Annotated in this window: 14 protein-coding genes; 1 reads left to right on the top strand and 13 read right to left on the bottom strand. The window is 43.7% G+C overall.

Annotated elements, in window-relative coordinates:
* Window positions 1-88 precede the first annotated feature (88 nt).
* The gene (locus ACRRMM_RS07915; RefSeq protein ID WP_035392321.1) at window positions 89-1,414 is read left to right on the top strand and encodes an APC family permease; all 1,326 of its coding nucleotides are present in this window, start codon (window positions 89-91) and stop codon (window positions 1,412-1,414) included.
* Between the two features lie 13 nt (window positions 1,415-1,427).
* Here the strand turns inward: ACRRMM_RS07915 and ACRRMM_RS07920 are convergent, their stop codons facing one another.
* The 13 genes from ACRRMM_RS07920 to ACRRMM_RS07980 all read right to left on the bottom strand — a co-directional run bounded on the left by ACRRMM_RS07920 (window position 1,428) and on the right by ACRRMM_RS07980 (window position 12,998).
* Window positions 1,428-1,757, bottom strand: a complete 330-nt coding sequence (locus ACRRMM_RS07920; protein WP_008358910.1) for a hypothetical protein — start codon at window positions 1,755-1,757, stop codon at window positions 1,428-1,430.
* A gap of 63 nt (window positions 1,758-1,820) precedes the next feature.
* A complete protein-coding gene (locus ACRRMM_RS07925) occupies window positions 1,821-2,777 on the bottom strand; it encodes a sugar-binding transcriptional regulator (protein ID WP_017359143.1) in 957 nt (318 codons plus the stop codon).
* A gap of 93 nt (window positions 2,778-2,870) precedes the next feature.
* A complete protein-coding gene (locus tag ACRRMM_RS07930; protein WP_046526585.1) occupies window positions 2,871-3,656 on the bottom strand; it encodes an SDR family NAD(P)-dependent oxidoreductase in 786 nt (261 codons plus the stop codon).
* Complete coding sequence (locus ACRRMM_RS07935; protein ID WP_046526584.1) at window positions 3,634-4,329, bottom strand: SDR family NAD(P)-dependent oxidoreductase; 696 nt, start codon at window positions 4,327-4,329, stop codon at window positions 3,634-3,636. The genes ACRRMM_RS07930 and ACRRMM_RS07935 overlap by 23 nt, the downstream gene beginning before the upstream one ends.
* A gap of 31 nt (window positions 4,330-4,360) precedes the next feature.
* The gene (lpdA, locus tag ACRRMM_RS07940; protein WP_108611578.1) at window positions 4,361-5,743 is read right to left on the bottom strand and encodes a dihydrolipoyl dehydrogenase; all 1,383 of its coding nucleotides are present in this window, start codon (window positions 5,741-5,743) and stop codon (window positions 4,361-4,363) included.
* A 12-nt stretch (window positions 5,744-5,755) separates the two neighbouring features.
* Window positions 5,756-7,078, bottom strand: a complete 1,323-nt coding sequence (locus ACRRMM_RS07945; RefSeq protein WP_428828906.1) for a dihydrolipoamide acetyltransferase family protein — start codon at window positions 7,076-7,078, stop codon at window positions 5,756-5,758.
* 17 nt (window positions 7,079-7,095) lie between these two features.
* Window positions 7,096-8,076: an alpha-ketoacid dehydrogenase subunit beta gene (locus ACRRMM_RS07950; protein WP_026050078.1), complete on the bottom strand. Its 981-nt coding sequence runs from the start codon at window positions 8,074-8,076 to the stop codon at window positions 7,096-7,098.
* Window positions 8,077-8,107: 31 nt separating this feature from the next.
* Window positions 8,108-9,091 carry a pyruvate dehydrogenase (acetyl-transferring) E1 component subunit alpha gene (gene pdhA / locus ACRRMM_RS07955; RefSeq protein ID WP_008346257.1) on the bottom strand — a complete coding sequence of 328 codons (984 nt, stop codon included), beginning with the start codon at window positions 9,089-9,091 and terminating at the stop codon, window positions 8,108-8,110.
* A gap of 180 nt (window positions 9,092-9,271) precedes the next feature.
* The gene (locus tag ACRRMM_RS07960) at window positions 9,272-10,303 is read right to left on the bottom strand and encodes an alcohol dehydrogenase catalytic domain-containing protein (protein WP_056704882.1); all 1,032 of its coding nucleotides are present in this window, start codon (window positions 10,301-10,303) and stop codon (window positions 9,272-9,274) included.
* Window positions 10,300-10,746 carry a hypothetical protein gene (locus ACRRMM_RS07965; protein WP_008346260.1) on the bottom strand — a complete coding sequence of 149 codons (447 nt, stop codon included), beginning with the start codon at window positions 10,744-10,746 and terminating at the stop codon, window positions 10,300-10,302. The genes ACRRMM_RS07960 and ACRRMM_RS07965 overlap by 4 nt, the downstream gene beginning before the upstream one ends.
* A gap of 62 nt (window positions 10,747-10,808) precedes the next feature.
* On the bottom strand, window positions 10,809-11,087 hold the full coding sequence (locus ACRRMM_RS07970) for a PTS sugar transporter subunit IIB (protein ID WP_008346262.1): 279 nt from the start codon (window positions 11,085-11,087) through the stop codon (window positions 10,809-10,811).
* Between the two features lie 19 nt (window positions 11,088-11,106).
* Window positions 11,107-12,480 carry a PTS galactitol transporter subunit IIC gene (locus ACRRMM_RS07975; RefSeq protein WP_007498866.1) on the bottom strand — a complete coding sequence of 458 codons (1,374 nt, stop codon included), beginning with the start codon at window positions 12,478-12,480 and terminating at the stop codon, window positions 11,107-11,109.
* Between the two features lie 50 nt (window positions 12,481-12,530).
* Window positions 12,531-12,998 carry a PTS sugar transporter subunit IIA gene (locus ACRRMM_RS07980; protein ID WP_017359150.1) on the bottom strand — a complete coding sequence of 156 codons (468 nt, stop codon included), beginning with the start codon at window positions 12,996-12,998 and terminating at the stop codon, window positions 12,531-12,533.
* Between the last annotated feature and the right edge of the window lie 34 nt (window positions 12,999-13,032).

Consider the following 13,032-nt stretch of genomic DNA (forward strand, 5'->3'; position numbering starts at 1 on the left):
TTTAATTCTTGTTTTCCTAAAATCGTATTACAATGAACAAAATACATGTCACAGTAACGTACGAAAGTGATGCAGGAGGTCGTGTGTAATGAACAAAGAACAACCAGCGTTAAAACAAGACATCGGCTTATTTTTTGCCCTATCTCTTGTCATCGGAACAATTATTGGATCTGGCGTTTTTATGAAGCCTGGCAACGTCCTTTCTTATTCAGGAAGCTCAGGCATCGCCTTATTCGCATGGCTGTTAGGCGGGATCTTAACCCTTGCAGGCGGACTCACAGTCGCTGAAATTGGTACACAAATCCCGCGTACTGGCGGTTTATATGCCTATCTTGAAGAAGTATACGGTGAATTTTGGGGCTACTTATGTGGCTGGGTGCAAATTATTATTTACGGACCAGCGATTATTGGTGCTCTTGGTCTTTATTTTGGTTCATTATTAGCTAATTTATTTTCTCTTTCATCTATATGGGCTACAACCATTGGCATTATCACCGTTCTTTTTTTATGTGTGATCAACATCATGGGAACGAAATACGGTGGTTTTGTCCAAGGACTGACCACGATCGGAAAGCTTGTTCCAATTGCAGCAATTATTGTGTTTGGCTTATGGAAAGGAAATGAACATATTTTCACAGCCGTCAATGAGAGTATCGCTCAGATGAACTTCGGTGCAGCAATTTTGGCAACATTATTCGCCTATGATGGCTGGATTTTGCTTGCAGCGCTTGGTGGTGAAATGAAAAATCCAGAGAAACTGCTTCCTCGCGCGATGGCAGGAGGTATTTTAATTGTCACAGCATGTTATCTCTTTATTAACATCGCCCTTTTGCATGTGTTACCAGCTGATCAAATCGTTCAACTAGGTGAAAATGCCACAAGCACAGCTGCTACAATGCTCTTTGGTCCCATTGGCGGTAAAATTATTAGTATCGGAATCATCATTAGTATCTTTGGCTGTTTGAATGGAAAGGTTCTTTCGTTCCCGCGTGTCATTTTTGCAATGGCAGAACGAAAACAAATTCCGTTTGCCAAAGCCATTTCACGCATTCATCCTACTTTTCAAACACCTTGGATCGCTGTATTTGTACAGATTTTGATTGCCATTGTGTTTATGATCGTCAGTAATCCTGAGAAGCTGTCAGAGGTTTCGATTTTCATGATTTACATCTTCTATGTGATGGCCTTTTTCGCTGTCTTTAAGCTAAGAAAACAAAACAAGGGAATGAAGCGCACTTATAGCGTACCACTTTACCCGCTCACACCGATCATTGCGATTATCGGCTCTTTCTTTGTCTTAATCAGCACCATGATCACCGATTGGCAAAGCTGCCTGATCTCCATGCTGATCGGCATTGCCGGACTGCCGATTTATTACTACATGAAAAAAACACAAAATAAAGCAGAGCGCTAAGACAGCCTCTGCTTTATTTTTTATATTGCTTAATGACCTTATAAGATTCGTTTAAATATCTCATCAGCCGGTATGGCTTACTTAAAACCCGGATGGGGAGTCTTGAAATAAATCCATTCAGATTCGCCTTATACTCCTGCGTCATCCGCTTCGGCTTTGTCGCAATTTTTTCATATACTTCTTTGTAAAATTCCTTCATGATGTCGACTTGCACACTGATCTTCTGATGACACTCTGTACACTCAACGCTTTTCATCTGATCATTCACATAAACGATGCTGTGGAGGGTCTCTTCTTGGCACCGAGTACAGTGTAGGTTTGCTTCCATTTCGGTTTTCTTCAAGATACACAGCTCCTTTCTCGTTTGATGTAGCTCTTTTTATACAATACGATAGCTGTCAGCTGTTTATTGGACAGATGCTTCCTTTAAAATAGCTGCCGCAGTTAATTCGTCGGTGACGAGCACCTGAATAAAGCCGCCGTTTAAGGCCCCTAAAATACTTTCAGCTTTATGGGTTCCTTCCACAACTGCGATGACTTTTTTCACGTTCTTTAATTGTTCTAACGATAATCCAATCACCTTTTGGTTCAGCTCATCTTGGACTGGTTTCCCTTCACCATCAAAGAAACGAAAACCAATATCACCAACAGCCCCTGATTGTCTCAACCCAGACAAATCCTCTTCTTTTAAATAACCGACTGTTTTCAATGTAGAGCCTTTATGCGGATTTCCAATACCGATCAGGGCAATATCAACATTTCTGCCTTCTTCAAGCACAGCTTCTATGTCCTGCATCGCCATCAGCCGCTCTTTTAATTCTTCTGTTTCTAAAATCGCAGGTGCATATAAATAGGAACACGTACCATTCATCTTCTTTGCCAGCTCATATGCCAGCTGATTCGCGTGAATGTCGACTGCCTGCCTGCCCATTCCGCCCTCTAAAGGAATGACTTTGACATCGTTTCTTCGCTCAAATGGATATTCCTTCACGAGCTCGGCAAGTGTGGTTCCCCATGAAATACCGATTTTCTCAGCGCCTTTCATGTTTTTAGAAAGATAATAGGCGCCCGCTTGACCGACTGCCCGTTTGACCATCTCAGACATTGTCCCGACACTTGGGACAACGACAGCATCCGTTAATTGAAAAGTTGTTTCCAGCTGCTTTTCAAGTTCCACTGTATGAATACTTTCGTCTTTAATGTACACTTCAACGATTCCCACATCTTTTGCTTTTTGTAAGAGCTTTGAAATGACTGGTCTTGAGACATTGAGCTTTTTTGCAATCTCCTGCTGCGTCCACCCGTCTGTATAATAAAGATGAGCAACCTTGACGAGCTGTCGTCTTTCTTCCCAATTCAGCATGTGACATCATCCTTTTAATATACTATGATTACCAGTATACCAAACATTCGTTTCTAATTGGAACAATTGTTATGAAAATGACAAAAAGAGCGATTAACGCTCCGCTCTTTTTCCCTCGCTATATTTAGGCTGATACGTTCTCCCGCCGTCTAATAAGAGTATCTGTCCGTGCAAATAGCTTCCCTCGTCACTTGCTAGAAATAAAGTGACTCCAGCAATATCTTCTGGTTTTCCTAATCTCCCGATAGGAATAAGTGATCGAAGCTGACTTTTCTCAAGCTCAGTCGGATAGAGCGTATCAAGCATCTGAGATTCAATGACGCGCGGTGCAATGACATTGATGCGGACATGATGGGAACCCAATTCCTTTACGAGCGAACGCATGAGACCAAATGCCCCGGCTTTTGATGCGTAATACTGGATGCCGCCGCCAGAGCCTGTTATCGCAGATCCTGATCCAATAATGACGACGCTGCCTTCATTCCGCTCACATAGATAGGGTGCTAATGCTTTGATGCAGTAGAAAAGACCATATAGATTCACAGCCAGTGTCTTTTTCCAAAGTGAAAAATCAACCTCTAAAAAAGGAAGGGATTTCGTCATTCCTGCTGAATAGACAAGATGCCCAATGCCACCCAACTCCCTTTCAGCTGCTGACGCCATTTGCTGAACACTTTCCCACGATGAAACGTCAGCTTGGAACGTCAGCAGCTGAGGATGCTGTTGTTTTAAAAGCAAAAGTCCCTGTTCATCTATATCTGACACAGCTACACGATGCCCTTCTTTTAAAAAACGCTGAGCAATTTCTTTGCCGATCCCTTGGGCGCCACCTACGATGAGAACTGGTTTTTGTTGATTAGCCAGCGCTCTCACCCCCATCAAGCATAATCGCTGCTCCATCTGTAAATGCGCCGTACGATGTACTTAAGAAAACCGTCATATGAGCCACCGTCTCCTTGATTTGCTCTTTGTCAGGAAGCAAATGGAGAGGCGGCGGAAGTAGTGCCAATACCCGGATGCCTTTGTCTTTAAATTCGCGCGCTAATCCTTTTGTCATGGCATTCAACATACTATTTGATGTAGCATGTGAGATCCCGCCATCACCTGTTATGCTGCCTGATGAGGAAATATTAATGATACAGCCCTGCTTCTGATCCACCATATGCCACACTGCAGCTTGACTGGAAAGAAAGACTGTATTTACGGACCTTTCCACTTCATCGACCCATATCTCAGGACTTACGTCATCAATCTCCCCATCTGCTGTTTGCTCGGCTTGATTGACTAAAATATCAAGTTTGCCGCATGTATCGATGACTTGTCTTAGCATCAGCGTGGCATCACGCGGTGTCTCAAGCGGATTGATGACAACAGTCGATTGGCCGCCTAATTTTTCAATGTCTTCGCTTATCGACTTTGCTTTTGATTCATCACGAAAAGCGTGTATGAAAACATGTGCACCTGCCCGGGCCAAAGCCAGGCAGATGGCTTCTCCAAATCCATCTGTGCTATCTGTCACAAGTGCCACTTTCTGATGAAGCTGGACGTGCACACGGATCTCCTCCCTATCCCTTGTTTGGCATTTATTTTCTCAGCTTACTCACAATATCAAGAGCTGCTTCATAAAAGCCTTCTGAGATGGTTGGATGCGGATGAATCATTTTGGCCATCTCTTCAGCTGTTCCTTCTAAATACATAAATGAGGAAGCCTCTGATATCATCTCCGTTACGTGCGGACCAACCATTGTAGCGCCAATGACTTCACCATATACGGTATCGTACACGAGTTTAATAAAACCGGTTTGAACACCTGCTGCCAACGCTTTTCCGCTTGCAGCTAAATCAAATCGCTCTGCCCGCACGTTTAGCCCTTTGGCTTTTGCCTCTTTCTCAGTCAGTCCCACACTCGCTACTTCTGGCAATGTATAAATACATCTAGGAACGATGTCGTGATTCATTCTTTCAGGCTCGCCGCATATATTGCTAACCGCAACAGCTGCCTCTGCCATCGCCGCATGAGCGAGCTGATAGCCGCCGGCTACATCGCCAATTGCATATACACCTTCAGCACTTGTCTTCATCTCATCGTTTACTTTAATAAAAGGACCATCCAGCTGAAGGTCCAGCTGACTGACAGCAGAGACATTTGGTCTTCTTCCGACGCAAACTAGCAGTCTTTCAGCCGTAAAGATGTGCGTCTCTCCTTTATCGTCTGTCGCATGAATCGCTTTGACTCCTTCACTTTCTGTTACTTCTGTCACCGTCGTTTTCTTTGCGATATGGATGCCTTTTTTCTTCAATTCTTTTTCTAGTAATTTCGACGCTTCTTCATCTTCCTGCGGAATAATCGACGGAGCGGCTTCTATAATGGTGACTTTTGATTGGAGACTCTGGAAGATGCATGCCAGCTCAAGACCAATTACACCCCCGCCAATAATGACGACAGATGCAGGAATATCTGGGATGTCAAAGATCGTATCACTTGTGTCAAATTGAATCTCTTTGAGCCCTGGAATAGGCGGAATAGCAGGTGATGAGCCAGTGGCAATGATCAGCTCTTTTGTTTCAATCGTTTCTGACCCATCTTGTTTTTTAATGTCAATGCGATTTTTTGTCACAGCTGTGCCTCTGCCGTTATATACATCAATCTTTCCTTGCTTTAATAAAAAGGCGATTCCGCCCCTGAGTTTTTCGATGACATCATCTTTACGTTTTCTCATTTTATCGAAGGAAAGAACCATCTCACCTGTTTCGATTCCCCAGCTTTTTGCTTTCTCAATGGATTCAATGACTTCTGCATGTTTGAGCAGTGTCTTTGAAGGGATACAGCCTCGATTTAAACAAGTCCCCCCTAGAAAATCCTCTTCAATCAATGCAACTTTGTGTCCACGTTCAGCGGCTTGAAGGGCGGCAGTGTATCCGCCAGGCCCTCCGCCAATGACTGTCAGATCATACGTTTTTGTCATCCGATTCATCTCCTACATTAGCAATTCAAATGGTTGTTCAAGCACTTTTTTAAGGTCTGTTAAAAAGGCTGCTGCTGGTGCACCATCTACCACTCGATGATCAAATGATAAACTGACGCCCATCATTGGCCGCACCTGAATTTCTCCATCGATCACTACAGGTTTTTCTTGAATGCGTCCAACACCTAAAATCGCCACTTCCGGCTGATTAATAATTGGGGTAAACGTGTCAATGGCATACATCCCTAAGTTACTAATGGTAAATGTAGACCCCTTCAACTGGTCTGGCAGCAGCTTTTGATCGCGTGCATTTCGACCAATTTCTTTTGCTTCTTTTGTGAGCTGTTTCAGCCCTTTTTGATTTGCATGAGAGATGACCGGAACCATTAAGCCGTCTTTCACAGCAACCGCAAGACCAATGTGCACATCCTCATGGAAATGGAGCTCATTTTGTTCAAACGTCATATTGATTTGCGGATGGCGCGTTAGGACACTGCTGACCGCATGGATGATGATTTCTGTAAACGACAATCTGTAGCCTGTCTCTTTTTCAATCGCTGGGAGCAGCTGTTTGCGCACTTCTTTTGCTTTTGTCATATCAATTTCACTTGTTAATGTGACGTGCGGCGCTGTAAAGGCACTTTGTGACATGCGATCTGCGATCACTTTTCTCATCCCGGCTAGTTTTTGTGTTCTCACTGGAGCAGCTTCTGCCTTTTGTGCGCCTGCTGCTTTCACGTCACTCTTCATGATTTTTCCGTGGACGCCAGAACCAGCAACATTCGCTAAGTCGATCCCTTCACGAGCAGCCACTTTTCCTGCAAGTGGTGATACGCGCTGGCCTTTCACGTTCGTATGAAGGGCCGCTTCGACATCCCGTTTTTGAATTCTGCCTTTTGGTCCTGTACCAGATACTTCGTGAATGGCAACTTGGTGATCTTTTGCCGTTTTTCTCGCTGCAGGAGTTGCGCGTACTTTCTCACCCACCGCTGGTTCAGCTTCAGTCGAAACAGATGGTTCAGATGGTGATGACGTTCCGCTGTCTTCAGAAGATGCTTCATCTGACTGCGCTGGCGGCTCGCTCGGTACCTGCTCATTAGCCTCTCCGATATATCCAATGACAGCATTAACTGGAATCTGATCATCTGCTTCGTAATATTTCTTTAGAAAAACGCCATCATCATAGGCTTCAACCTCGATATTGATTTTGTCTGTCATAATCTCAAATAGAGGCTCACCGATTTCAACCGAATCTCCTTCTTCTTTAAACCATTGAAGCAAGGTACCGATCTCCATCGTACTGCTTAGCTTCGGCATAAATATCTCTTTTGGCATGATCTTCTCCCCTTTACTTAAGAGCGCACGAGCTCTTTTGCTGCTTCAATAATATCTGGCACTTGTGGAATGACTGCTTTTTCCAGCGTTGGGTTGTACGGTATTGGGACGGCAAGACCGCCAAGTCGTTTAATAGGTGCATCTAAATAGTCGAAGGCTTCACTTTCCGCTATCATACTGGCAATCTCTCCGCCGTAGCCGCCTCGTTTCACTGCCTCATGCACAACGATACATTTGCCTGTTTTTTTCACAGATTCAATAATGGTTTCTTCATCTAATGGGACGAGCGTTCTCGGATCAATGATCTCGACATCGATTCCTTCCGCTTCTAGTTCCTTCGCTGCTTCGAGCGCTTTGTGCACCATAATGGCTGTTGCGACAATTGTGACGTCCTTTCCGCTTCTCTTCACATCCGCTTTCCCTAAAGGAATCGAATACTGCTCTTCTGGTACTTCACCAATTGTTTTATATAAAAGCTTGTGTTCATAGAAAATGACAGGGTTGTCATCATCCATTGCTGCTTTTAAAAGTCCTTTTGCATCATAAGCTGTTGAAGGCTGAACCACCTTTAGTCCAGGAATATGAGCCATCCACGCTTCTAAGCTTTGGGAGTGCTGCGCTGCGGCACCTGTCCCAGAACCTGCTGGTGTTCTGACAACAAGCGGCACTTTCCCTTTTCCGCCAAACATGTAACGTGTTTTCGCTGCTTGGTTTACAAGCTGATCCATTGCAATTGTAATAAAGTCAGAGAATTGTAGTTCTAAAATCGGACGCATTCCTGTCAAAGCCGCTCCGACTGCGCCTCCTGCGATGGCAGCCTCTGAAATCGGCGTATTGCGGACGCGTTCTGGACCGAATTCCTCGATCATCCCGCGCGTGACACCAAATGCGCCACCGTATACGCCGATATCTTCACCTAAAATGAAGACATCTTGATTTTTTCTCATTTCCTGACTCATTGCTTCTCGAACGGCTTCTAAATATGAAATCTCTCTCACTGTCGTGTTTGTCACGTGATTCCCCTCCTAATTAGGCGTATACATCCTCTAATAGTGTGTCAATTGATGGTTCTTTACTATTTTTCGCAAATTCAACAGATGCCTCGATCTCTTGCTTCGCTTCTTCTTGTAAACGAGCAGCCTGCTCTTCTGTCAGAACATCTAGCTCCATTAAGAGTGACTTAAAGCGTTTAATTCCGTCTTTTTGTCTCCATTCTGTCTCTTCTTCACGTGTACGGTATTTTTTCGCATCACTCTTTGAGTGACCCTTCCAGCGATACGTTTTCATTTCAATGAGTGATGGCCCTTCTCCAGCTCTTGCACGGCTTACCGCTTCATCTACTGTATTCATGATCTCAACCATGTCATTTCCATCAACTGTTTTCCCTGGCATTCCGTAGCTTTCTGCTCTTGTTGAGATGTCTTCAATGTTGATCATTTCTTTCACAGGACCAGACATGCCGTATTGGTTGTTTTCACAAATAAACACAACAGGTAAATCCCAAATGGAAGCAAGATTCAGCGCTTCATGGAAGCTGCCTTCATTTGTGGCGCCGTCTCCGAAGAAACAAAGGACCACAAAGCCTTCCTTTTTCATCTTGGACGTGAGCGCCGCACCTGTTGCAAGTGGAATACCGCCGCCAACAATTCCATTTGCCCCAAGGTTTCCTTTTTCTAAATCGGCAATATGCATGGAACCGCCTTTTCCTTTGCAGTAACCTGTTTCACGTCCGAACAGTTCAGCCATCATTTTATTGACCTCTGCACCTTTTGCAATACAGTGACCATGTCCGCGGTGTGTACTGACAATCTTATCTTCATCCTTTAACACAGCAATAGATCCAACAGCCGATGCTTCCTGTCCAACACATAAATGGGTCGTTCCATGGATTAATCCTTTAGCAAAGAATTGATCGACCTTTTCATCAAAATATCTTACTAACCACATTTGTTTATATAAATCTGCTAATTTCTCATGACTAATCTGTTCAGGCAAAGTGATTTGTTTTTGCATTTCTTCTCTCCCCTTTACATTTGTTCTTATGTGTTACATTTGTAATTATCATACGTTTAACTCTCATTGAAGTCAAGCATTTCCGTTTATTTTTTAAGCGTTTTCATCTTTTTTCAGAAAAAAAGAGAAAGGCAAAGCCCTTTTCCAAAGACCTTCTCTTTCTCTCCATCTCGTACATTCTCATTCATCTGGATACATCATGATTTTGACGCTTTCACCTTCTGGATGCCTAGCGCATTCTATCGCCTGACGAAGCTGACTTAATGGATATCGATGCGTCACCATTTTTTCTGTATGAACGACCTTTGCTTTTAAGAGCTCCAGCGCTTCACGATAATGGTATGGATGCGACGAATAAGCTCCGACTACTTTCACTTCATCATGGAAAAAACGTTCTGCTGGAATGGAGACATCCCCTTTCGGAAAGTGAGCAAAGACCAAAATCGTTCCGCCTCTTGCGACAGCTTGAAATGCTTCTTTTAAAAGCGCACTGCTCCCCACAGAAATAATAACAAGGTCCGCTCCCTTTCCACCTGTTTCTTTCATGACGCGGTTTTCTACTGGCTCAGATGCTGGATGAAAGGCGACGTCCGCCCCAAGATTTCTTGCTTGAAGGAGCCTGTTCTCATTTACGTCTGTGATCATCACTTTTCCAGCCAAATAATATTTGGCAAGCTGTAATTGAATGCAGCCAATTTGCCCCGCTCCAAGAATCAACACCGAATCTCCAGGATGAACGGGCGCCCTTTCAAAGCCGTGAAGACAGCAGGCAACCGGTTCGACCATCGCTCCTTGTTCATATGAGACGTCATGTGGGAGTTTGCCCATTGTATGCTTCACATGTAAAGCAGGAACACGAATATATTCCGAAAAACCGCCCGGCTCTACATTTGTGGCTGCAAATTGCGGGCACATTGTATAAAATCCTCTTTGACAAAAGTCACAAGTAAAACAAGGGACATGATGCGCTACATACACCCTGTCTCCCGTTTGAACATGTGTGACGTGACGGCCTGTTTCGATAATGTCACCAGCGATTTCATGCCCTAGCACTGTGCCAGGAGGTACCGTCTCATGTGTCGCTTTATAAATATCCGTCCCGCATAACCCGCAGGCACGCATTTTTAATAATACTTCATCATCACCAATGGCTGGCCGCTTCCGCTCCTCGTAACGAATGTCCTCTGAAGAATAAAAGACAGCTGATTTCATTTAGCCGCATCCTCCTTTTCATCACATGTCGCAAGACTCTGCAAGGATTGAACGAGCTGCTTGTACTCACTCATCTCACTTGAAATCCAGTAGCGTCCGCCAAATATTCGCGCAGGTCCCACTCTGACATATACTTTCCCGATATGAGGATATGGTTTTAAAAACAATTTTCCTTTAATATCGGACACGGCATATGTGTGCCACCTGCCAAAAGCACCTATTTTCAGCTCATCTTCACTAATCATGATATTCGTTGGCTGATTCAGGCCAGTGATGCTAGAAAGCATAAGGATAGGCAGCGTATAGACACCTAACACAGCTAATGGCTCAGGTCCTGCCGACATCAACGTATAAAGAGACCAGAGAAAAAACACACATATTAACAAGGCCGGAAGGAAAATAGAAAACATGGCAGACGTTCGGCTATAAGCATGCTGCTGCATGAGAGCTCCTCCTTTCAAATGACATGGAAGGAGCTTTCGCAGCTCCTCCACGCAATCATCGTTCACTTAATATGATCGATAATTTTTTCAATATCCTCTTCAATGCCAAATCCCGTTAAAAAAGATAACGTTTGAATCACAGGCGTTCCTTTTGTATCACTAACAGGCGTTGTCGTCACAATTAAATCAGCACCCTCCGCTTTCTGCGGAACCTCAGATGCCTTACACTGTTCAACGATGACATCGTATCCTTTTTCCTTTAATGTCTCTTCTACCTTTTTTGCCACAACCGTTGACGTAGCAACTGCCGTTCCGCAAGATACTAATATTTTTTTTGCCATGAGAATCCCTCCAGCTCATTTATTGATCTTTCTGATCTAAGCCCATTTCTTTTGCATACTGCTTTTTAATATCATTTCGCACCCAGTACCAAAGAAGCGCATATGCCAGTGCACAGACAATCGCTGCAATGAAGTAAGGGTTGCTCGGATCAAGAAGTCTCACCATGATCCAAGGAATGACGTGTGAACCAAGATCAATACCAGAGATCATATTTGCCCCTTCTGGGAAGTCGAAACCAACTGCTTTCCCCATTGTTGTGGCGAGTGGTGCAAGGTTCGTTGCAATGAAGAAAACAATCATTAAAGTAAAAATACTGTTAATGAGGCCGCGAATAATATTCCCACGAGCGGCAGCTACTGCCCATACCACTGTAAATGGCAGAACCGATAAGTCTGCAAACGGCAGCATACCATTGTAGGGAAGAACGACAGCGAGCAAAATGGTGATTGGCACCATCAAAAGGGCTACAGCCATATTCGCTGGATGACCAATGACAATCGCTGTATCCAAACCAATATAGACATTTTTTCCAGGGAAACGCTTTTGAATATAAGAACGAGCACCCTCAGAGATTGGAATAAGTCCTTCCATTAATAAAGCAACCATTCTTGGCATTAACACAAGCACTGCAGCCATTTGAATTCCAAGGGTCATGACACCTTTTGCATCATAGCCACCAAGAAGACCAATAATGATACCAAGTATAAGACCCATCACAAGCGGTTCACCAAAGATGCCAAAACGTTTTTTCAAAGTTTCTGGATCCGCATGAATTTTGTTTAAACCAGGGATTTTATCAATCACGCGGTTTGACGCATACATCAGCGGAGCGAAGTTGACCGTTTCAGCATGAGCCATCGATACGCCTTTTAATCCGAAATGGTGTTCAATCGTCGGTGCCGTCCAATCGGCGAGTTTTAGTGTAATCGCAGAAACGATTAAACCAACGGCAAGGGCTAAGAACATATTATGATAAGCGTAGTAAGTAACAGAAGCAGCGAAAATCAAATGCCAGAAATTCCAAATATCCACATTCAATGTTTTCGTAAAGTTAACAGACAGCAAAATAACATTTAACAAGAGCACAAGAGGAATCATTAAAGGGGCAACAGGTGTACCAAATGAAATAGCGGCTCCAATCGGCCAGCCGACATCTAAAATATCAAGCTTTAATCCAAGAGAATTGACCATGGCTTTGGCTGCTGGTCCAAGACCGCTTACGAGTAAATTAATGACAAGATTGACCCCGACAAATCCAATTCCGATCGTAATACCTGCACGGAAGGATTTTTTAAATCCTTGCCTTAAAATCATACCGAATAACGTCATAATAATTGGGAGCATAATTGTTGGCCCTAAGTCTAAGATGAAATCGACGGCTTGCTTGATCATACATCCACCTCCTGATTTTAAATAAAGCGCTTACATTATGTCGTGAATAACTATTGGTTTAATTCTTTTTGAAGTACATCAACGGCTTCTTCATACGATGTCATCTGAGATAAACTTGTCATTACTTCTTCTTTTCTGAAAAGCGTCATCAGTTTCTCTAACATCACGAGCTGCTTACTAGGTTCAGAGATTGCAAGAACGAACACAATTTTGGCTTGAACTGTCTCATGAGGGCTTCCCATCTTATGAAAAATAACAGGTTCCTTTAATGTCGCTACACTGATCGCCGGTTTGTTTACATGTTCAGGATCTGTATGGGGAATGGCCACCCCAAAGGTCGCAAGAGGAAGACCGGTCGGATATGTTTTTTCTCTTTCAAGCACTGCTGGTAAAAAGCTCGATTTAATATACCCTCCAGTTTCTAACCTTTCTGCTAAATAGGCAGTCACCTCCTCACTTGAAGATGCTTCGTATTGCAGCTCAATCAGCTGTTGATCTAACTCAAACAAGCTGTTCAAACAACCACCCCTTTCATTTGGTATAAATATGAAC

This window comes from Bacillus sp. XT-4 (genome assembly GCF_050864245.1).
Classification (GTDB): domain Bacteria; phylum Bacillota; class Bacilli; order Bacillales; family Bacillaceae; genus Bacillus; species Bacillus altitudinis.

What these genes read in the sequence shown, in the direction of transcription:
- ACRRMM_RS07915 (WP_035392321.1), top strand. Translation starts at nt 89, where the DNA reads ATGAACAAAGAACAACCAGCGTTAAAACAAGACATCGGCTTATTTTTT.
- pdhA (WP_008346257.1), bottom strand. Translation starts at nt 9,091, where the DNA reads ATGCAAAAACAAATCACTTTGCCTGAACAGATTAGTCATGAGAAATTA.
- ACRRMM_RS07930 (WP_046526585.1), bottom strand. Translation starts at nt 3,656, where the DNA reads ATGGGGGTGAGAGCGCTGGCTAATCAACAAAAACCAGTTCTCATCGTA.
- ACRRMM_RS07965 (WP_008346260.1), bottom strand. Translation starts at nt 10,746, where the DNA reads ATGCAGCAGCATGCTTATAGCCGAACGTCTGCCATGTTTTCTATTTTC.
- lpdA (WP_108611578.1), bottom strand. Translation starts at nt 5,743, where the DNA reads ATGACAAAAACGTATGATCTGACAGTCATTGGCGGAGGGCCTGGCGGA.
- ACRRMM_RS07975 (WP_007498866.1), bottom strand. Translation starts at nt 12,480, where the DNA reads ATGATCAAGCAAGCCGTCGATTTCATCTTAGACTTAGGGCCAACAATT.
- ACRRMM_RS07925 (WP_017359143.1), bottom strand. Translation starts at nt 2,777, where the DNA reads ATGCTGAATTGGGAAGAAAGACGACAGCTCGTCAAGGTTGCTCATCTT.
- ACRRMM_RS07960 (WP_056704882.1), bottom strand. Translation starts at nt 10,303, where the DNA reads ATGAAATCAGCTGTCTTTTATTCTTCAGAGGACATTCGTTACGAGGAG.
- ACRRMM_RS07970 (WP_008346262.1), bottom strand. Translation starts at nt 11,087, where the DNA reads ATGGCAAAAAAAATATTAGTATCTTGCGGAACGGCAGTTGCTACGTCA.
- ACRRMM_RS07945 (WP_428828906.1), bottom strand. Translation starts at nt 7,078, where the DNA reads ATGCCAAAAGAGATATTTATGCCGAAGCTAAGCAGTACGATGGAGATC.